The sequence below is a fragment of the Myxococcus xanthus genome (genome assembly GCF_013116825.1).
GTDB classification, from domain to species: domain Bacteria; phylum Myxococcota; class Myxococcia; order Myxococcales; family Myxococcaceae; genus Myxococcus; species Myxococcus xanthus_B.
In genome coordinates this window covers 24,023-41,806 of record NZ_JABFNS010000041.1, presented here as the reverse complement: position 1 = coordinate 41,806, position 17,784 = coordinate 24,023, and the positions used below count along the sequence as shown (strand labels likewise).

Below are 17,784 nucleotides of genomic sequence, written 5' to 3'. Positions count from 1 at the left end.
CGCCACGAACATCCAGTCGCCACCGCGTAGCGATGTCCCCGATTTCGCGCCGCAGGCCTTTGTCTCTTCCGGAGACGAAACGCCATGCAGGCCACCTCGACACCTACCCCCACCTCACCTCCGACGGCGGAGGGCAACACGACGACGCAGGAGTCTACCTCCACGGCCAAGGCCGAGGCGACGCCCGTCGTCTGGCCTCGCGACCTCAACCTCCCCACTTCGGGAGAGCTGGCGTGGGGCTTCGACCCGGAGGGACTCCGCGATGGGTAACACCCTCTCGAAGGCCCTCGCCCGGGCCCGGCATGTCCTGGAGTCCCTCCAGGGCGAGCCGGTGGAGAAGACCATTTGGGGCAGCCCCGCTGGCAAGAAGCGCCTGGCGAAGCGGCTCGTGGCCATGCTGCCCGCGCACAAGACGTATGTGGAGCCCTTCGCCGGCAGCGCCGCCGTCCTCTTTGCCAAGGAGCCCTCGGACGTCGAGGCCATCAACGACGCGGACACCGAAATCGCCGACGCGTACCGGCTCCTCCAGAAGCTGGCGCCCGCGAGCATGGCCAAGCTGAAGAAGCTGCCGTGGGTGGGCGACGAGAAGACGTTTAAGAGCCTCTTCGATGCGAAGCCGAAGGGCGACGTGGAGCGACTGCACCGCTTCCTCTATCTGACGCACTTCTCCTACGGGAAGTTGCGCGGACGCAGCTTCAGCCCCAGCGGCGCGGGCACGCAGGCGAAGACGCTCGCGCGGATTGAGCAGTTCGCCCCGCGCCTCAAGCGCGTGAAGGTGTACAGCGGCGACTATGAGCGCGTGGTCCGCAAGTACGACGGGAAGGACACCGTCCTCTTCTTGGACCCGCCCTACCCTGGCTACAACGTCGACGTCGGCGAGGGCCAGTTCGACGAGGAGCGCTTCTATGGCGTCCTCAAGTCGCTGAAGGGCCGCTGGCTCATGACGTATGGCATTCGGGGGAAGTTGCCCCAATTGCTGAAGGGCTCCGACTTCTTCGTGAAACGAATTCGCACGCCTCGCACCATCGCCGCCATGCGCGGCGTGGGCGGCTCCTCCGTGCTGACGCAGCTCCTCGTCTCCAACTACCAGCCCGCCGCGAAGGCGCTGGAAGGCGGCCCGGACTTCACGGTGGACGACTGGCAGCCGGAGGAGTCGCCCGACACCGCCTCCTTCGTCGCGACGAAGCCGCTCCTCAAGGGCGTCGAGCCCGACGACGAGCGGTACGTCCTGGGCGTCGTCCTGGAGCCGGAGACGGTGGACGCGCAGGGCGACATCTACTCCCCCGCGGAGATTCGCCAGGCCGCGCACCGCTTCATGGAGGAGTTCGGCGGACTGGGCCTCATGCACCAGATGCGCGTCAACGGGCACGTCAAGGTGCTGGAGAGCTACCTGGCGCCCGTCGACTTCAACCTGGGCGAAGTGCCGGTGCGCAAGGGCACCTGGCTTCTCGCCGTGCGCGTCCTCTCCGACGAGCTCTGGGGCCGCGTGAAGGACGGGCAGCTGACGGGCTTCAGCATCGGCGGCACCGCGCGCCGGCTCCCCGAGGCATCTCCCGCTTCCGAGACGCCTCCTTCCGACACACCAGCCGCTGACTCCCAGCCGGAGGCCGCATGACGAGCACCACCCAAGGCCCCGCCTCCGTCCACCGCCTCATCGACATGGTGGTGGAGGAGGTGTCCCTCGTGGACAGGGCCGCCAACAAGCACCGCTTCCTCCTCGTGAAGAGAGACGACATGCCCGACGCCCCTCAAGACACCTCGCAGGCCGAGGGCACCAACAGCGCAGCCTCGGACACCTCCAAGGCCGATGACGCGCTCGTCGCCACGGCCCAGCAGGCCCTCGAAGCGGTGACAGCCCTCGTCGAGGCTTTGGCTTCCACGGACGGCATCGACGGCGTGCGCGTGGTGGAAGTGGCCCAGCATCTGCGCACGCTAGCCGACGCACTGGAGGACGAAGACGAAGACGACGAGGAGGACGTCGAGGCGCGAGCCAAGGCCGCCAATCCCGCGTCCCCTCCGCAGCCGGCTGCGCCCGCGCCGAGCCCCGACGCCTCCGGCGTCATGGAAGGCCTGACGAAGCTCACCGACGCCGTCCGCGCGCTGGAGGGCTCCGTGAAGGAGCAGCACCAGCGCCTGGGCCGCGTCGAGAAGCAGTTCGGCCTGCCCAACAGCAGTGCTCCCGCGGAGCGCCCGCCCAAGCCCACCGTCGAGGACGTCGGCTGGCCGCTCGACCTCAACAAGCCCCTCAACCGGGAGAGCGTCGACAAGGCCCTCTCCTTCCACGACGTCTGAACGTCCCCACCCGCCACCAGGAAGCCTCAACGCCGAAGGAATCCCCATGAGCCGTCTCGACAACAGCACCCTCTTGGCCAAGGCGGACCTGGCCCTCGCCGACCTCACGGCCGGCGGCGGCATCCTCCAGCCCGCCCAGGCGCAGAAGTTCATGCGCCTGCTGATTAAACAGTCCGTCCTGCTGCAGCAGTGCACCGTCGTCCCGATGGCGGCCCCCAAGCAGCAGTTCAGCAAGCTCAAGTTCGGCAGCCGCATCCTCCGCCCTGGACAGGAGGCCACCGCCGTCCCCGCCGCCCAGCGCGTGAAGCCGGACCTCTCCCAGGTGGAGCTGGACGCCAAGCTCTTCAAGGGCGAGGTGCGCCTCTCCGACGAAGTGCTGGAGGACTCCATCGAGCGCGGCGAGCTGCGCCAGACGCTCATGGAGATGATGGCGGACGCCATCTCCCGCGACATGGAGGAAATCCTCGTCAACGGGGACACCGCCTCGGCGGACCCCTTCCTCGCCACGCTGGACGGCGTGTTGAAGCAGGCCACCAGCAACGTCGTGGACGCGGCCGGCGCGCCCATCTCCAAGGACGTCCTCGGCGACTTGCTCAAGTCGCTGCCCTCGGAGCACCTGCGCGACAAGAGCAGCATGGGGTTCCTCTTACCAGCGTAGACGCGGACCTGGACTACCGCAGCACGCTGGCGGAGAGGGCCACGGCTGTAGGCGACAAGTTCCTCGAGGGTGACGCGCCCGTCCTCTACTCGGGCGTCCCGCTGCGGCCCATTCCCCTCTGGCCGGAGAACCTCGGCGCGACGAATGACCGCACGGCGGTGTTGCTTTGCAACCCCAAGAATATCCACGTCGGCATCTGGCGGCAGATTCGGCTCGAGTCGGCGCGCGACATCTCCGAGGGCACGCTGAAGGTGGTGGCCACGCTGCGCTTCGACGCGAAGTTCGCGGAGGAGCCGGGCACGGCCAAGGCCATCAACGTGCAGTTGTGAGGCCCACCATGGACAACACCTATCTCGTCCGACTCAAGGCATACGACGCGCGCCGCGGCCACGTGCTGCGGCGCTACACGTATGCCGGAATCAAATTCCAGGAGGAGCGCGGCTGGTACCGGGTGGAGAAGCCGGTGGCGGACTACCTGCGCACCGTGCACCAGTTGCCCGGTGACACCTACTCGCCGCTCGCCTTCGACGTCTGCACGGAAGCCGAGGCGAAGTCCCTCGACGCCACCGAGGCCGACGAGGCCCGCGTGAAGCGCAGCGCCAGCGACGAGCTGAAGCTGAGTGCGGCGCGGCCCGCCGGCACGCTGACGACGGAGGACCTCCCGAAGGCAAGCGAGGAGAAGGACACGCGCCGCGCCAAGCGGGAGAAGGACTGACGTGTACGCCACGGTGGCCGACATGCGCGCCGAGGGCGTCACAGCGGCCATGGCGGGCGACACCCGCCTGGCCGTCCTCCTCGAGGAGGCGACGCGCACCATCGACAAGGTGACGGGGTGGTACTTCGAGCCGCGCTCGGCGACGTTGCACCTCGACGGGCGTGGCACTCCGTCCCTTTGGCTGCCGGTGCCACCCATTCGCCTCAACCGCCTGGCCCTCTACGGGACGGACGTGTCCTTCTCCAGGGAGCGCCTGGTGGTGGTGGGCGCTCCGGTGGGCCCGGGCTTCGACGGGCCTCGCCTCACCTTCCGCCATGGCCGTGTCTTCCCGCGTGGCGAGGGCAACGTCACGGTGGGCGCGCGCTGGGGCTACACCGAGGCGGACGGGACGCCCGAGGGACGCACGCCGCCCGCCATCCGCCGCGCCTGCATGCTCCTCGTCCTTCGCAGCCTCTCGCCCTTGGCGGACGAGGCTTCCCTGGAGGAGCGCACGCGCTGGCGCGTGGTGGAAGAGAGGACGCGCGAGCAGAGCTACCGCCTCGACACTGTCCGCCCCGCGGTGCGGCCTCTCACCGGAGAGCCGGAGGTGGACACCCTCCTCGCCCCCTACGTGAAGCCCTCCTTGCCCGGAGCCGCGTAGTGAGAGGCAGGCTCATCTTCCCCATCTTGGCCGAGCTGCATCGCTTGGACACCGCCGCCATGGCGGGCCCCGGCCCGGGCCCCCATGCCAGCGGGTACGACGCGGACTTCCGCGAGCCGGTGCTGGTGGACGAGGACGACGACGGCCTGGCCGAAGCCTTCCGCCGCGAGTTTCCGCCCATACGTGTCCCCTGCCAGGTGGAGCCGGATGCCTTTGAGTCATTGCGCATGACTCCTTCCGGCAACAGCCCCCGGACGAGCTTCGAACTCGTCTTTCACTTCCGAGACTTGGAGCGCCTCGGCCTCGTCGATGCGGCCACTGGCGACGCCCTCATCCGTCCCAGTGACAGGCTGGGGGCCCTGTACGACGTCACGGGCACCCTCGTGCAGGCGGTGAGGACTCCTCCCGGGCTGTACGTCACCGAGGCACGCCCCACGGGCTTCGGACTCCATCGCCGGAGGCCTCGCCGCAACCTCCTTCTCGTCACCTTCAACGACAGGCCCCAAGCCCGAGGACTCACATGAAAGCGCTGCTACTCACTTCACTTCTCGCCACCGCCCTCCTTGTCCGCTGCCGCGCGCCGGACGGGTGCGCGCCGGTGTCCACCCGGTGCGCCGGCAACGTCGCCGAAATCTGCAACGGCGACGGCAACTGGCAGACGCTGGCCGACTGCGACGCCATCAGCGAGCACAGCAGCACGGCCTTCACCTGCACCTACGTCAACGAGGAGGGCATCGCCGGCCACACCTGCCTGCCCACCACCGTGGACGCAGGCACCGAGGCCGGAGGTGTTCTGTGAAGGGCTACCTCCAGTCCCTGCCTGGCGTGGGCACCCTCTTCCAGCGCGACATCCAGCCCGCGGAGGTGTGGGCCTTCTGGAAGTACATGCAGGAGCGCTTCCGCACCCAAACAGCCAACAAGGCCGACTCCCTCGAAATGCAGCTTGCGGCCGAGGCGCTGCAGCGCATGGGCATCCTCGACAGGCAGCGCTTCCTGGAGAAGTACGCCACCACCGTGGGCCGCACCCTCTACGTGCCCTTCGAGGTGGGCGTGCCGAAGGGCGGCTGGGACTTGTGGGCCCAGGTGGTGGTGTGCGTCCACGAGCACCAACACGTCGTCCAGCATGACGAGGAGGGCCCCAGCTACGAGTTGGCCTACCTCACCAGCGCTTCCGCGCGCGCCCGCTACGAGGCCGAGGCCTACACCTGCAACCTGGAGCTGCACTACTGGCGCTACGGCACCTTGCCCGCCGTGCGCCCCATCGCCGAGGGCCTCAAGCATTACGGCTGCCGGCCGGAGGACGTAGAAGTCGCCGCGCACACGCTGGCCCTCACCTCGGTGTCCGTCCGCCACGGCGCGGTGGTGAGTGAAGCCACGCACGTGGCCCTCGAGTGGCTCAACTCGCACGTCCCCCACCTGCGGGCCAAGCAGGGCTGAGGCGTCCATGGCCGTCTCGCGCACCGGAGACTGGGCACGGGCCCGCCAACTGCTGGCGGCGGGCTCGTCGCGCCTTGAAGGGGCGATGCAGACGGCCCTGCGGCAGGAGGCGCACGCCCTGCGCAAGGAAGTCGTACAGGGCCTCACCCAGCAGGCGCCTGGTGGCGAGCCGCTCCGCCCGCCTTCCCCGCTCACGCTGGCGGCGCGCCAGCTCGCGGGCGTCAGCGGGACGAAGTCCCTCCTCGTCTCCGGTGCGCTGCGCAACTCAATCAGTGTCGTCGTGGAGGGCGACGAGGCCTTCATCGGCGTGTCCCGCACGGCGAAAGGCCCCGACGGAGAGGCACTCGTCGACGTGGCGCAGCTCCAGGAGTACGGGGGGCCGCCCGTCATCGTCCCGATGACGCCGAAGATGCGGCGCTTCCTCTTCGCGCTGCTGCGCCAGGCCGGCCTGGCTGGCCAGTCACGTAACGGCGGCGGCGGGCGCGGGGTGGTTGTGACGCAGACGCCCGCGCGGCCCTTCCTGCGTCCCGCCTTCGCACGGTTTCGCCAGGGGGCGAGCCGCCGGTTCCTCGCGCGGGTGGCCAAGGAGCTGGGCCTCGGAGGGCCCGGGTAATGGCCCTCCCCTCCCTCACCTCCGTGACGCCCTCCTCGGGCCCCACCAGCGGCGGAGACATCCTCCGCCTCTCTGGCACTGGCTTCGCCTCGCGGGTCGCCGTGCGCCTGGGCGGACTGCGCGCGGAGGTGCTCTCCGTCCGTGAAGAGGCGGGCACTGCCCATGTGGACGTGCGGACGCCCATGCATGAGGTGGGCAACGTCGACGTGGAGCTGCTCAACCTCTCCGCGGACGGACACCCTATTCCGGGTGAGGCCGCTCTCCTTCCGGGCGCGTACCGTTACCTGCGCCCGCGCGTCGCGAAGGAAGCAGACCTCACCCGCCTCGTGCGCACCTTGCTGCGCGAGCTGAAGCGCCAGGTGGTGGCCAACGTCAGCGCCAGCGTCTCCGTCGACTACGACGACACGGTGGCAGACGGCCTCAACGTCATCGCCATGGCCTCGCTGCCCTCCGTGGTGCTGTCAGGCCCCACGCTACGCGAGAGTCGTCGCTACTCCACCAACGTGTTGCACGAGGACGTCGTGCAAGGCCCCTCCGGCGCCGAGTTGGTGCGCAGGCGCCCCGCGTACACGGTGGACTTGGCCTTCACCCTCACGGTGGCCGCCAACCGCACCGCCGAGCTCTTCAACCTCATGGCCGCCGTGGCCACTTTCATCAACCGCAACCGCTGGCTCTCTATGGCCCGGGACGCGGAGGACGACTCGCGCGGCACCGTCCGCTGGGAAATGGACGCGGACGGCGAAGTGCGCACGCAGCTCGGCAGCCGCGACGACGTACGCGCCTTCACCTGGGGCCTGGTGGTGCGCGGCTTCGACGTGGACGAGGGCCTGCCTCTCGACATCGGCAAGGCCGTCGCTGGGACGCACCTCGAAACGGACTCACTCCCTGGAGGCACCACATGAGTGTCACCCTCACCAATACCCTGGGCAGGCTCGTCACCTTCCTGCTGCCCCATGAGTCGTACTGCCTTGCGCGTGGCGCGTGTGCCTGCGGAGTGCAGCTAGGCCGCAGCGGCCGGCGCCTGCCCTCCTCTCTCACGCTGGCCACGGGCGTCACGCTGGAGGACGTGCCCGAGGCCGCGCTCTCCGTGCCTGCAGTGGCGGCTGCCATTCGCCGGGGCGAAGTCGCCCTGAAGCGGCAAGCCCCCACGGCCACGCCGTCGTCGCCGCCCTCTGCCGCGCCGGAGGTGTCGGCGCGTGTGTCCCGCAAGAAGCGAGGTGCCTCGTGAGTCGTGAGTTGCTGTCGTCGAAAGTCGTCGTGGAGGAGGAGGAGCCGCGCGTCCGTGGCACTCCCTCGGCGCCCACCTCCGTGGCCGGCGCCGTGGGCCTGGCGGAGCGCGGCCCCATCGGCCAGGCCGTGCTGTGCACCTCCTTCGAGGAGTACCAGGCCACCTTCGGCGGCTTCACGCCGGACTCGGACTTGGCCCTCGCCGCCATGGGCTTCTTCGAGCAGGGAGGCACCAACCTCTGGGTGGTGCGCACCGCCCACTACGAGGACGCCTCCGACCCCGAGTCGCACACGGCCACGCATGCTGCGGCGGCCCTCACCACGGGCGGCGGGCCCACGCCCGCCGTCGTGCGCGGCACCATGCGTCCCCCCTTCACCCTGGCCGACGGCCAGCGCCTGGAGGTGTCCGCTAACGGCGCCGAGGTGGTGGACGTCGTCTTCTCCGGCACCGCGGCTTCCGTCTCCGCGGGCCGCCCCGGCCCCTACACCCTCACCGCCGGGCAGTCGCTCCGGGTGCGCGTCGACGACGGGCGGGACGTCTTCATCCCCTTCAGCGAGGAGGACTTCGACGACATCGCCCAGGCCACCGCCCAGGAGGTGGCCGCCGTCCTCAACGCGGGACTCATTGGCGGGCGCGCCACCGTGGAGGCCGGTGTGCTGAGAATCGCCAGCGACACCCAGGGCGCCTCCAGCCGCCTGGAGGTGGGCGACGCGGTGGCCAACACCGTCTTCGGCTTCGCGGGCGGCCCGCAAGTGGGGAGCGGCAACGTCCAGAGTCTGCGCGCCGTCGAGTTGGCGGAAGTCCGCGCCCTCGTGGAGGCCGCCGTGACGGGTGTCCGCGTGGCGCCTTCTTCCCTCGGGACGCTGCAACTGCGTACCCAGTCCACGGGCCCCTCCGCGTCCCTGCGCGTACAGGGCGACGCGGGCCCCGGCCTCGGCCTGGACGCGCTGCCGCATACGGGCGACGCCTCCGGCGCCACCGACGTCCTCCACCTGGAAGCCAAGGACGCGGGCGCCTACGCCAATCGCCTCGAGGTGGAGGTGCGTCCGGCGACGAATGGTGCGCCCGACACCGTCGACATCCTCGTCCTCGAGGACGGCACCTACCGCGAGTCCTTCCCCAACCTCTCCTCGGCCCGGGGCGACGCGCGCTACGTCGAGCGCGTCCTCAATGACGAGCGCACCGGCTCCACCTACGTCCGGGCCTTCATGGTGCAACCCGACGCCCTCCCTGACGTGCAGACGGTGGCCCTCTCGGGCGGCGCGGACGGCCTCGTCGGCTTGGACGACACGGACTTCATCGGCTCTGAGGCCGGCCGGAGCGGCCTTTTACGCGCTCGACGAAGTGCAAGACGTCTCCCTCCTCCTGGTGCCCGGGCGCGCCACGCCCGCTGTCCACAACGCCATGGTGCGCTACTGCGAGGTGGCGCGCGACGGCCTCGTCTTCGCCGTCCTCGACTCGCCCGCGGGCTACAGCGCCACGGACATCGTCTCCTACGTCTCGCAGGAGGCCGCCCTCGAAGGGCTCTCTGAGCACGCGGCCCTCTACTGGCCCCGCGTCAAGGTGCTCAACCCCGCCCGCGGCGTCTTCGGCAACGTGGAGCAGCTCGTCGTCCCGCCCTCCGGCATCATCGCCGGCGTCTTCGCACGCAACGACGGCGCTCGCCCCGGTGGTGTGTATGAAGCGCCCGCGGGCATCGAAGCCGGGCGCATGTTCGGCGTCCTGGGCTTCGAGTCCAAGGAGACGTTGGAAGAGAAGAAGCGGGACGTCGTCTACCCCCGCCGCATCAACCCGCTCACCACCGGGCCCGGCCTGCCGCGCTTCATCGACGGCAGCCGCACGCTGAAGGCCAGCGGGAACTTCCCCTACGTCGCCGAGCGGCGCGGGGTGTCCTTCATTGAGAGGTCACTCCGTGCTGGACTCGAATTCGCGAGGCACCGCAACAACACGGAGGGGCTGCGCGCCCAGGTGCGGCGCTCCATTGCCGCCTTCCTCCTCGCGCAGATGAAGAATGGCGCCTTCCGCAGCCAGGAGCCCGCCAAGGCCTTCTTCGTCGACGTCTCGGACGCCCTCAACCCGCCGTCCGTCGTTTTCGCCGGCAAGCTGGTGGCGCGCATCGGGCTCGCCACCAACAAGCCCGCCGAGTTCATCGTCCTGCGCATCGCCCAGGACACCCGCGCCCTCGAAGCCGAGCTGGCCTCGGGAGAGTAGCCATGCCTAAAGGGACTCCATGGAGCGGCCTTTGGCGAGGCAGGGAGTTGATCAAAGATTGGCTCGCGAAGCAGCAGGCTCCACTCTGCGCGTGCGGATGTGGAGAACAAATTGTCCTGAAGCCTGCCCATCGACATGCAGGCATCCCCCAGTTCATCCTCGGGCACCATGCACGTGCGAGACGGGGCAATTACAAGGGTGTCGATTTGTGGGTCGCGGCCAATGCAGGCCAGCATCGTTGTCAGTGTGGCTGCGGCAAGCCAATCGCACTGAAACCTCGACACCACGCGACGGGAATTCCTCGCTACCTCAAGAACCACCACCCAAAGCCGCAACTGGGATTCGGCGCTGAACATCCGCTCTTCATCAAGGACCGCTCCAAAGCGAAACGCCCGTGGCAATTTCCTGCATGGATAAAGAAGCTGGCCATTGAGCTCTACAACTATCGCTGTGCTTGGTGTGGAGCATTCGAACTCGTCGACTGCGACCACATCACCCCTGCGTCTCTGGGCGGAGCACCCACGGTCGAGAATGCACAGCCTCTATGCCCCACCTGCCACAGGTGGAAATCCGGTATTGAGCCAACCTCTCGGCTTGGGAAAACGCCCCAATCTCGAAGCAGAAAGCGAAGAGGAGAACGGCAGTGACCGTCATCGGAAGCCCGAGGTCGTTCCATAAGCGTTTCAAGTTTTTGGTCGAGATTGATTCGGTCGCGTCGGCCGGTTTCCAGAAGTGCTCCGAGCTGTCTGTCGAGGTCGCCAACGTCCAGTACTTCGAGGGCGGCAGCCTCATCCCCAACAAGTCCCCGGGGCGCCTCACCTTCTCCGACGTCACCCTAGAGAGAGGCGCCACGCAGGACCATGAGCTCTTTGACTGGTTCCAGGACGTCGTCCACACCGCCAGCGGCCTGGGCTCGCCGGACAGCCTCTACAAGAGGCACCTCGACATCGTCCAGCAGGACCGGGACGGCACCACCCTTCGTCGGTGGAGCCTCGCGCACGCTTGGCCGGTGAAGTTCCTCGCGGGGGAATGGGACAACGAGTCCGATGAAAATGTCATCGAAAGCGTTGTCCTCACCTACGATTTCTTCGAGCTGTCCAAGTAGGACTCAGCCAGCGACGTAGCATCCATGGGCATGGCATGCGGGCGGGCGGTTCCCATTCAGAAGGGGCGCCCGCTCCGCCCATGAGCGAACAAGCTGATTCACGAGCGTGACTTCTGCGCAACGGCTGCACCAGGACTTCTTCGTGGCCCAGCCCAGGTAGAGCGACCCCGGGTGCACTTTGTTCTTGCTGCACCAGTCATAAAGCTTCTGCCCGCCGCTGTGGTGCCCCGTCCCACCGTCATAGAAGCCATGCAGGTCGGCAATGAGGTCTCCGATTCGCGTGCAGAACCGCTGGGACTTGCCGGTGTTACTCCCCACGTAGAGCGGTTCGCATTCGGCCCCTGGCGCGCCCGTCCACGCGTTCCGGGAGACGAGGTACACGCCACTTCCTGCTGGGGGCCAGGGCTGGTCCTTCTCCATGCACCGCGCCAGCAACTCTGAAATCCGAAACGGCCCTGACCAGACCAACGCGCTCATGAGTCCCCCACCCAGGTTGGGTACCGCGTCCATCGATGTCCCCGATTCGTAGTTCGAGGGCTTTGTCCTTCCCGGAGGAAGGACATGGCGAACATCATCTCATGCCCCTCGGGGCTGACAGGCCGTATTCGGGGCATGCGAGTGCGGGAGGAGCGCGTCCTCGCGGACCGGAAGCTGGCAAAGAGTGGCGGCCAGGTGGATGAGCTGCTCTCCGCGTGCTGGGAGGAGATGCAGGAGGCAGGCCCCTATGCCTTCGCAGACGGGAAGGTGGATTGGGGCCAGGTGCTGCAGGGAGACCGCTTCTTCGCCCTCCTCCAGGTGCGCGTCCTCACCTACGGCCCCGAGTACGTCTTCGCCGTCCCCTGCCAGAATGCCGCCTGCCGGGCCCGCATCGACTGGGAGCTGGACCTGACGCAGTTGCTGGTGCGCGCCCTCTCGGACGTCAGCCGCGCGGCCTTCATGGCCGGCAACCGCTTCGAGACGACGCTGCCGGACGCCGGCACGCGCGTGCGCTTCAAGCTACTGACGGGGGAGGACGAGCGACGGCTGCCGCAGCTGCAGCGCGCGGCGCCTGAGAAGCTGCTGTCCTCCGTCCTCACCTACCGGGTGCAGGACATCGACGGCGTGGATTCGCGCGACAAGCGCCGCTTCCTCGAGGACCTCACTCTGCGCGACGCCGACTTCCTCGTCGACGAGTTCGACCGCGTCGACTGCGGGGTGGACACCACCCTCGAAGTCGAGTGCCCCGAGTGCCTCATGCGCCAGGAGGTGGAGCTCCCTTTCGACCGGGGCTTCTTCCTTCCGGGGCAAGCCCGGACGACGAGACGACGGGAGCGCTCCACCTCTTCCCCGGTGTGACGCTGGAGACGTGGCGCGAGGGCCTCTTCAACCTGTGCTGGCACCAGCACGGCGGCAGCGGCCTCGCAGTTCCTCTCGGTGATGCCTTGGAGCTGCCCACCTCGGACAGGGACTGGCTCCTCGAGCGCATCGGCCAGCAACGCAGTCGCGAGGCGAAGGCCTTGGAGAAGTCCGCGAAGCGGAGGTAGCGCGTGCTCAACAACCTCGGCCTGGGCTTCGTCTTCACGGCGCGGGACTTGGCCTCTGGCACCTTCCAGGGCGTGGAGCGCAACTTCATGAGCCTGGACAGGCGAGTGGGGTTGGGCACCGCGCGTATTGAAACCGCCTTCCAGCGGCTCGGCGTGGCCATGGCCATCTTCACGGCCGGCGCCGTCACCGTGGGTGCATCCCTCTCGCTGGCCAACGTCGCCGGCCAGTTCGAACAAGCCCTGGCGGGCGTGGCCGCCGTCTCCGGCGCCTCGGCCGAGGTGCTCGGGCAACTTCGTGACGCGGCCATCCAAGCCAGCCTCGCCACGCAATTCACCCCCACCGAGTCCGTGCTGGGCCTGCGCGAGCTCACCCAGGCCGGCTTCACCGCTGCTGAGGCCATGAAGCTGCTGCTGCCGGTGTTGGACCTGGCGGGTGGCTCGCTGGGAGAGCTGACACCCCAGGGCGCAGCGGGCCTCGCGTCGCAGGCGATGAAGGCCTTCGGCATCTCCACCGACAAGGCCGCCATCTCCGTCGACCAGATGCTCCAGGCCGTCAACGTCTTCGCCTTGAGCGCGAACGAGTTGCCCCTGGCCCTCGGCACCGCTGCGCGCGGCGCACAGGCCCTCAACCAATCCCTGCCCGAGACACTCATTGCATTGGGGTTGGTGAAGAATGTCGTCCCCGGCGTGGAGCGCGCGTCCACCGCCGTCGCCGTGGCCATGGAGCGCATGGCGGACCCGCAGGTGCAAGAGCACCTACGCGGTCTGGGCGTTGCCGTCACCGACTCCAAAGGCAACTTCCTCAGCTTCCTCGGCATCCTCGACAAGCTGTCGCCCGCACTCGAGCGCATGACGGAAGCGCAGCGCTCCGCCTTCCTGCTGAAGTCCTTCGGCCGCGAGGCGCTCGGCGGCGTGAATGCAATCCTCACGCAGTTCACCAATGGCATTCGCAAGGACACTGGAGAAGTCGTCCGCGGCGCCAAGGCCCTCAAGTACCTGCGCGATGAGTTCGAGAATGCGGGCGGCACGGCCACGAAGTTCCGCGAGCAAATGCTGGACACGTTTCAGGGCCAGAAGACGCTGCTCGCCGGCAACTTGGAGACGCTGGCCATCGTCCTGGGAGAGTCCTTCACCCAGGTGTTGAAGCCCCTCGTCACCATCCTCGCGAGGGCAGTGCAGCAGGTGCTGGGTGTATTCCAGGCATTGCCCGGCCCGGTGAAGCGCGCCTTCGCCGCCTTCGCGCTGGGGGCCGGCGGAGTCATCACCCTCGTCGGCGCCGTCATCTCCGCAAAGGTGGGCCTGGCTCTGCTGGTGGTGGGCCTCAAGGTGCTGGGCCTCACCCTGGGCAGCCTCCTGGCCACGGTGCTTCCGGCGGTAGCCGCTGTCGTCCTCCTGGGCGTCGCCGTGGCCGGGCTCGCCTACGCCTTCCGGCACAACCTCGGGGGCCTGGGCGACTTCGCGCGGCGTGTGCAGGAGCAGGTGACGCTCGCCTTCCGCAGCCTCGTCCAGCTCTTCGAGGACGGCGGCTTCTCCGGCGCAGTGAGGGAGGAGCTGGGCCGCGCTGAGAACGCCGGCCTGAAGGACTTCCTCATCAACGTCTACCTGTGGACACACCGCGTCCACAGCTTCTTCTCCGGCCTGGCCGATGGCTTCTCCGCTGGCCTGGAGGCCGCGCGCCCCTCCCTCGACGCCTTCCAAGCGACGTTGCGGCGGGTGGGTGAAGCGCTGGGCTTTCTCTCCGAGAGGGACGACGCAGCCACGGCCGCCGCGAAGTTCGCTGCCTTCGGGGCCTCCGGCGCCACGGTGGGACGCGCCCTCGCCCGCGTCTTCGACTTCGTCGTCAGGAGCCTGACGGCCGCCGCGGAAGTGGTGGAGGGACTGGCGGGGCAGTGGGGCTACATGAAGGCCGGCGTTGACGTCCTCCTGGGCAGCCTGGCGCACCTGGGCCGCGTCCTCGGCGGAGCCCTCTCCGGCCTCTTGGGCACCAACTCCGCCTTGCAGCAGGGCAGCAGTGGGTGGGCACTCATGGGGCAAGCCATCGGGTTCGCCATCGGCAACATCGCCACCGTCGTGGGCGTTTTGGTGTCCGCGGCCTCCCTCGCGGTGTCCGTGGTGGGGGGCATCCTCAACGCAGCCCTGGCGGCCTTCTCCGGCATCGTCGACGTCTTCTGGGGCGTGGTGTTGACGCTCAGTGGCATCCTCACCGGCAACTGGGCCGAGGCGTGGACGGGCATGAAGCTCGTCGTCTTCGGCGTGGTGGACGCCATCTCCGGAGTCCTCCTGGAGCTGGTGGGCGCCATCCTCGGCGTCGTGGACGCGGTGGCGAGCCTCTTCGGCACGGACACCGTCCTCCAGCAGGCCCTGCGGTCAGCTCGGCTGGGCCTCCACCGGGATTTGTCCGTCGCCTTCGGCCTTGGGGACTCGCCTGGGGCTGCCCCGGCGCCCGTCGTCTCCACGGCCACCACCTTGCCGGTGGACTGGCCCCTGGAGTCGTCGTCCATGCCGGCGGTGGCAGCCCTCCAGGCCTCGCTGCCGCAGTCCGAGGTGCTCTCCTCGCAGCCGGACGCGCCTCCTGCGCCGCCCGTCCTCGTGAGTGTCCAGGTGGACGGCGAGGTGCTTGCCCAGGCCACGGCGCGCGCCGAGAGGGACGCTGCCTCCCGCAGCTTCTCCCCCATGCCGGCTTACTGATGCCGCCCTTCTCGCAGCCTATGAAGCGGCGGTGGGATTGAAATAGCGAAGTACCTCGGCATCCTGCTGAAACACCTGCTCCGTGATGAGGAAGACCTCTTTGAGCCACGGATGGGCCAAAGCTTCCTCTCTGTCCAACATCTGCCCCAAGAGGCGAATGCGCTTCCACGGTGAATCGACGGAGTCCGTTACAGTCATCTCAAGGTTGTCTTCGCCCTTACGAAGCGCCAGTACGAATGCCACACGTTTTCCCTCTGGGCCTCCCTTCCCCCATTCACCAAGGCTCACGACAAACGAGACAATCCGCTCGGGATGGATGTCCGTGTACTGCGCGAAGTAGACGGCATGGTTGACACCGTCACGGTAGACGTAGCCCTGCAGCCGCGTCGCTGTCCCGCCGCAGCAGTCACAGCGGGAGGTACGAGGTGGAAGGAACTGGAATGAGAGCATGGGCAAGAAATAGAGGTTATCGCACTCTGGCCAATGTCCCCGAGCAGAGTCCGAGGCCTTTGACTGAGGCATGGAGGAATCTCTGCCGTGTCCCTCGCCTCTTCCCTCGCCCGTAGCCCCCGCTGCATCCTCGTCAACGTCCTCACCGGCGAGGCCATGGAGTGCCTCTTCAACCCCACGCAGTTGGTGGAGAAGGTCCAGGTGAACTGGAATCGCCTCGCGGTGCCGGGCCTCTCGCACCAGGTGCTCCAGTTTCAGGGCACCTCCAACCGGCAGTTGGCAGGCGTGGAGTTCTACCTGGACGCCTTCTTCGCCACGCAGCAGGCCGACACGTCCAACGTCATGGCGTTCCGCGCCTTCTTGCGCGCGCTCACCGTGCCTCCGGCGGGCACTGAAGGTGTGCTCGCGACGGCACCTCCGCGCGTCCTCGTCCTCTGGCCCGGCGTCATTACCGTGGAGTGCGTCGTCGCTAGCGTCGAGTTCCAGTACCGCCAGCTCGCCGTCGACGGCCGCGTCCTCGTCTACACCGCCACCGTCACCTTCGAGGAGGTGCTCGACACCCGCGTCACCTCCGAGCAACTCCGCCAGGAGGTGCCGTAGTGGCCCCTCACGCCGGCAGCCGCTACTCCTTCTCCCTTTGCCTGCGGGACGAGGCCGGCCGCCTCTTCCTCACGGAAAGAGTCCCCTACGGCTTCCAGCCGCACGCTGACACGCGCGTCCACCTCGTTGCGCAGGGCGACTCCCTCTGGGGCCTCGCCGGCCGCTACTTCGCGCCCCTCCCGCGCGCCTGCGGCTTCTGGTGGGCGATTGCGGACTACCAACCGGAGCCCATCATCGACGCGACGCTGGAGCTGGAGGCGGGGCGGCGCCTCTACATCCCCTCGCTGCGCGTCCTCACCGACGTCATCCTCAGTGAGCAGCGGCGGAGGGCTAGCGAATGACGCGCCCCTTCGACAGGAGCGCGCCTGGCGTGCGCCTCACGCTGCTGGCACACGAGAAGGCCCGCGGCGGTGAGCCCCTCTCGCTTGAGGGGCGCGTCCTCGGGCTCACCTTTGAGGACAGCGCGACGAAGGCCGACAAGCTGTCCCTCCAATTGGACAACTTCGACCTGGCGCTCTTCGACAGGGCCGAGCTGGTGGGCGGCACGGTACTGGAGGTGTCCTGGGGCTACCCGGGCCTCATGGCGCCGCCTCGGCGGGTGGTGGTGAAGAAGCTGAAGGGCTTTCAGGTGCTCACCGTCGAGGGCCAGGCGCTCAGCGCCCTCATGCACCGCGAAGCGAAGACGCGCACCTGGTCAGGGAAGACGCGCGCTCAGGTGGTGCGGGAAGTGGCCGCCGAGTACGGCTACGAGGAGGCCTCAGTCCACGTCGAGGACACCGGAGAAGCCTTCGACACCATCCACCAGGCAGGGGAGACGGACGCGAGGTTCCTCCGGCGCCTGGCCGCGCGGGAGGAGTTCGAGTTCCACGTCGACGACAGGGGCCTCACCTTCGGCCCTCGCAACCAGGCCGCCACGCCCACCCAGGTGCTGTGGTGGTACGCGGACGCAGGCCGGGGCGACATCCTCTCCGTCAACGTCGAGTCGGAGCTGGGCCGCCGAGTGGGCCAGGTGGGCGTCCGTGGCCGGGACGCCATGGCCAAGGCGAACATCGAGGCCGAGTCGAGCAGTGCCACCGTAGAGCGCACCACCCTCGCGGACTTCCTCGAGGTGGTGGACAAGCGTACGGGCACCACATCGCTGCAGCTTCGCAGCAGCACCACCAGTGTCCAGCCCACCTCGGCATCGACACCTGCCCAGGCCCAGCGCGAGTCCGCGGCTCGCTTCCGGCGCGCAGAGTCCGGCACCGTGAAGCTGTCCCTCCAGGTGGTGGGCAACCCCAGCTTGCGCGCGAAGTCCGTGGTGGAGGTGCGCGGCATCTCCAGCTTCCTGTCCGGGAAGTATTACGTCACCGAGGCGAAGCACGTCCTCTCCTCCTCTGGCTACACCTGCGAGTTGAAGCTGTCGCGCGACGGCACCGGCCGCCGGCAGCAAGCCAGCCCGGAGAAGCAGGGCCAGCCCCAGGGCGGACAGCCCAACACCAGCGCACCCGAGACGACTGGTGCGCTGAAGGAAGTGGAGGCATTCGAGAGGGACACCGGCACCCGGTACATCGAGTACCGACGTGACGGGCAGCCCATCGGTGTCGAGGACCCCGAAGCCGGAATGAGTCTCCCCAGGTAGCGA

General features: G+C 68.4%; 24 protein-coding genes. 23 read left to right on the top strand and 1 reads right to left on the bottom strand.

Annotation, left to right across the window (positions count from 1 at the left end; all coding sequences use genetic code 11):
- Positions 1-84: 84 nt before the first annotated feature.
- The 20 genes from HNV26_RS14365 to HNV26_RS14275 all read left to right on the top strand — a co-directional run bounded on the left by HNV26_RS14365 (position 85) and on the right by HNV26_RS14275 (position 15,110).
- Positions 85-270 carry a hypothetical protein gene (locus tag HNV26_RS14365; RefSeq protein WP_171442065.1) on the top strand — a complete coding sequence of 62 codons (186 nt, stop codon included), beginning with the start codon at positions 85-87 and terminating at the stop codon, positions 268-270.
- Positions 263-1,615, top strand: a complete 1,353-nt coding sequence (locus HNV26_RS14360) for an XkdF-like putative serine protease domain-containing protein (protein WP_171442064.1) — start codon at positions 263-265, stop codon at positions 1,613-1,615. The genes HNV26_RS14365 and HNV26_RS14360 overlap by 8 nt, the downstream gene beginning before the upstream one ends.
- Positions 1,612-2,292, top strand: a complete 681-nt coding sequence (locus HNV26_RS14355) for a hypothetical protein (protein WP_171442063.1) — start codon at positions 1,612-1,614, stop codon at positions 2,290-2,292. Before HNV26_RS14360 ends, HNV26_RS14355 begins: the two co-directional genes overlap by 4 nt.
- A 46-nt stretch (positions 2,293-2,338) precedes the next feature.
- Complete coding sequence (locus HNV26_RS14350; RefSeq protein ID WP_171442062.1) at positions 2,339-2,950, top strand: phage major capsid protein; 612 nt, start codon at positions 2,339-2,341, stop codon at positions 2,948-2,950.
- 158 nt (positions 2,951-3,108) lie between these two features.
- Complete coding sequence (locus HNV26_RS14345) at positions 3,109-3,279, top strand: hypothetical protein (RefSeq protein ID WP_171442061.1); 171 nt, start codon at positions 3,109-3,111, stop codon at positions 3,277-3,279.
- Between the two features lie 8 nt (positions 3,280-3,287).
- Positions 3,288-3,665 (top strand): hypothetical protein, encoded by a 378-nt coding sequence (locus tag HNV26_RS14340; RefSeq protein WP_171442060.1) that lies wholly within the window; start codon positions 3,288-3,290, stop codon positions 3,663-3,665.
- A gap of 1 nt (position 3,666) precedes the next feature.
- Positions 3,667-4,305, top strand: a complete 639-nt coding sequence (locus tag HNV26_RS14335) for a hypothetical protein (protein WP_171442059.1) — start codon at positions 3,667-3,669, stop codon at positions 4,303-4,305.
- A gap of 26 nt (positions 4,306-4,331) precedes the next feature.
- Positions 4,332-4,829 (top strand): hypothetical protein, encoded by a 498-nt coding sequence (locus HNV26_RS14330; protein ID WP_253816558.1) that lies wholly within the window; start codon positions 4,332-4,334, stop codon positions 4,827-4,829.
- Positions 4,826-5,104, top strand: coding sequence for a hypothetical protein (locus tag HNV26_RS14325; RefSeq protein WP_216612253.1), 279 nt, complete (start codon positions 4,826-4,828; stop codon positions 5,102-5,104). The genes HNV26_RS14330 and HNV26_RS14325 overlap by 4 nt, the downstream gene beginning before the upstream one ends.
- On the top strand, positions 5,101-5,742 hold the full coding sequence (locus HNV26_RS14320; protein WP_171442057.1) for a hypothetical protein: 642 nt from the start codon (positions 5,101-5,103) through the stop codon (positions 5,740-5,742). The genes HNV26_RS14325 and HNV26_RS14320 overlap by 4 nt, the downstream gene beginning before the upstream one ends.
- A 7-nt stretch (positions 5,743-5,749) precedes the next feature.
- Positions 5,750-6,355: a hypothetical protein gene (locus HNV26_RS14315; protein WP_171442056.1), complete on the top strand. Its 606-nt coding sequence runs from the start codon at positions 5,750-5,752 to the stop codon at positions 6,353-6,355.
- Entirely contained in the window at positions 6,355-7,257 is a 903-nt protein-coding gene (locus tag HNV26_RS14310) for an IPT/TIG domain-containing protein (RefSeq protein ID WP_171442055.1), read from the top strand. The genes HNV26_RS14315 and HNV26_RS14310 overlap by 1 nt, the downstream gene beginning before the upstream one ends.
- Positions 7,254-7,583: a hypothetical protein gene (locus tag HNV26_RS14305; RefSeq protein WP_171442054.1), complete on the top strand. Its 330-nt coding sequence runs from the start codon at positions 7,254-7,256 to the stop codon at positions 7,581-7,583. The genes HNV26_RS14310 and HNV26_RS14305 overlap by 4 nt, the downstream gene beginning before the upstream one ends.
- Positions 7,580-9,115: a phage tail sheath protein gene (locus HNV26_RS39290; RefSeq protein WP_366816867.1), complete on the top strand. Its 1,536-nt coding sequence runs from the start codon at positions 7,580-7,582 to the stop codon at positions 9,113-9,115. Before HNV26_RS14305 ends, HNV26_RS39290 begins: the two co-directional genes overlap by 4 nt.
- The gene (locus HNV26_RS14300) at positions 9,006-9,794 is read left to right on the top strand and encodes a phage tail sheath family protein (RefSeq protein WP_366816870.1); all 789 of its coding nucleotides are present in this window, start codon (positions 9,006-9,008) and stop codon (positions 9,792-9,794) included. Before HNV26_RS39290 ends, HNV26_RS14300 begins: the two co-directional genes overlap by 110 nt.
- Positions 9,795-9,796: 2 nt before the next feature.
- Complete coding sequence (locus HNV26_RS39285; RefSeq protein WP_171452809.1) at positions 9,797-10,441, top strand: HNH endonuclease; 645 nt, start codon at positions 9,797-9,799, stop codon at positions 10,439-10,441.
- Positions 10,438-10,899, top strand: coding sequence for a phage tail protein (locus tag HNV26_RS14290; protein WP_171442051.1), 462 nt, complete (start codon positions 10,438-10,440; stop codon positions 10,897-10,899). The genes HNV26_RS39285 and HNV26_RS14290 overlap by 4 nt, the downstream gene beginning before the upstream one ends.
- A gap of 561 nt (positions 10,900-11,460) precedes the next feature.
- Positions 11,461-12,234: a T4 family baseplate hub assembly chaperone gene (locus tag HNV26_RS14285; RefSeq protein WP_171442050.1), complete on the top strand. Its 774-nt coding sequence runs from the start codon at positions 11,461-11,463 to the stop codon at positions 12,232-12,234.
- Positions 12,231-12,422: a hypothetical protein gene (locus HNV26_RS14280; RefSeq protein ID WP_002617553.1), complete on the top strand. Its 192-nt coding sequence runs from the start codon at positions 12,231-12,233 to the stop codon at positions 12,420-12,422. Before HNV26_RS14285 ends, HNV26_RS14280 begins: the two co-directional genes overlap by 4 nt.
- Positions 12,423-12,425: 3 nt before the next feature.
- Positions 12,426-15,110 carry a phage tail tape measure protein gene (locus HNV26_RS14275; RefSeq protein ID WP_171442049.1) on the top strand — a complete coding sequence of 895 codons (2,685 nt, stop codon included), beginning with the start codon at positions 12,426-12,428 and terminating at the stop codon, positions 15,108-15,110.
- Positions 15,111-15,128: 18 nt separating this feature from the next.
- Here the strand turns inward: HNV26_RS14275 and HNV26_RS14270 are convergent, their stop codons facing one another.
- Entirely contained in the window at positions 15,129-15,560 is a 432-nt protein-coding gene (locus HNV26_RS14270; protein WP_171442048.1) for a hypothetical protein, read from the bottom strand.
- Between the two features lie 87 nt (positions 15,561-15,647).
- On the opposite strand from HNV26_RS14270, the gene HNV26_RS14265 reads away from it, so the two are divergent.
- Genes HNV26_RS14265 through HNV26_RS14255 form a run of 3 tightly spaced genes read left to right on the top strand, consistent with a single transcriptional unit; the run spans position 15,648 to position 17,781 of the window.
- Positions 15,648-16,160 carry a CIS tube protein gene (locus HNV26_RS14265; RefSeq protein WP_171442047.1) on the top strand — a complete coding sequence of 171 codons (513 nt, stop codon included), beginning with the start codon at positions 15,648-15,650 and terminating at the stop codon, positions 16,158-16,160.
- Positions 16,160-16,501, top strand: a complete 342-nt coding sequence (locus tag HNV26_RS14260; protein ID WP_171442046.1) for a LysM peptidoglycan-binding domain-containing protein — start codon at positions 16,160-16,162, stop codon at positions 16,499-16,501. Before HNV26_RS14265 ends, HNV26_RS14260 begins: the two co-directional genes overlap by 1 nt.
- The gene (locus HNV26_RS14255; protein WP_171442045.1) at positions 16,498-17,781 is read left to right on the top strand and encodes a phage late control D family protein; all 1,284 of its coding nucleotides are present in this window, start codon (positions 16,498-16,500) and stop codon (positions 17,779-17,781) included. The genes HNV26_RS14260 and HNV26_RS14255 overlap by 4 nt, the downstream gene beginning before the upstream one ends.
- Positions 17,782-17,784 lie beyond the last annotated feature (3 nt).

What these genes read in the sequence shown, in the direction of transcription:
- HNV26_RS14325 (WP_216612253.1), top strand. Translation starts at nt 4,826, where the DNA reads ATGAAAGCGCTGCTACTCACTTCACTTCTCGCCACCGCCCTCCTTGTC.
- HNV26_RS14285 (WP_171442050.1), top strand. Translation starts at nt 11,461, where the DNA reads ATGGCGAACATCATCTCATGCCCCTCGGGGCTGACAGGCCGTATTCGG.
- HNV26_RS14305 (WP_171442054.1), top strand. Translation starts at nt 7,254, where the DNA reads ATGAGTGTCACCCTCACCAATACCCTGGGCAGGCTCGTCACCTTCCTG.
- HNV26_RS39285 (WP_171452809.1), top strand. Translation starts at nt 9,797, where the DNA reads ATGCCTAAAGGGACTCCATGGAGCGGCCTTTGGCGAGGCAGGGAGTTG.
- HNV26_RS14315 (WP_171442056.1), top strand. Translation starts at nt 5,750, where the DNA reads ATGGCCGTCTCGCGCACCGGAGACTGGGCACGGGCCCGCCAACTGCTG.
- HNV26_RS14350 (WP_171442062.1), top strand. Translation starts at nt 2,339, where the DNA reads ATGAGCCGTCTCGACAACAGCACCCTCTTGGCCAAGGCGGACCTGGCC.
- HNV26_RS14310 (WP_171442055.1), top strand. Translation starts at nt 6,355, where the DNA reads ATGGCCCTCCCCTCCCTCACCTCCGTGACGCCCTCCTCGGGCCCCACC.
- HNV26_RS14270 (WP_171442048.1), bottom strand. Translation starts at nt 15,560, where the DNA reads ATGCTCTCATTCCAGTTCCTTCCACCTCGTACCTCCCGCTGTGACTGC.
- HNV26_RS14365 (WP_171442065.1), top strand. Translation starts at nt 85, where the DNA reads ATGCAGGCCACCTCGACACCTACCCCCACCTCACCTCCGACGGCGGAG.
- HNV26_RS14360 (WP_171442064.1), top strand. Translation starts at nt 263, where the DNA reads ATGGGTAACACCCTCTCGAAGGCCCTCGCCCGGGCCCGGCATGTCCTG.
- HNV26_RS14340 (WP_171442060.1), top strand. Translation starts at nt 3,288, where the DNA reads ATGGACAACACCTATCTCGTCCGACTCAAGGCATACGACGCGCGCCGC.
- HNV26_RS14355 (WP_171442063.1), top strand. Translation starts at nt 1,612, where the DNA reads ATGACGAGCACCACCCAAGGCCCCGCCTCCGTCCACCGCCTCATCGAC.
- HNV26_RS14255 (WP_171442045.1), top strand. Translation starts at nt 16,498, where the DNA reads ATGACGCGCCCCTTCGACAGGAGCGCGCCTGGCGTGCGCCTCACGCTG.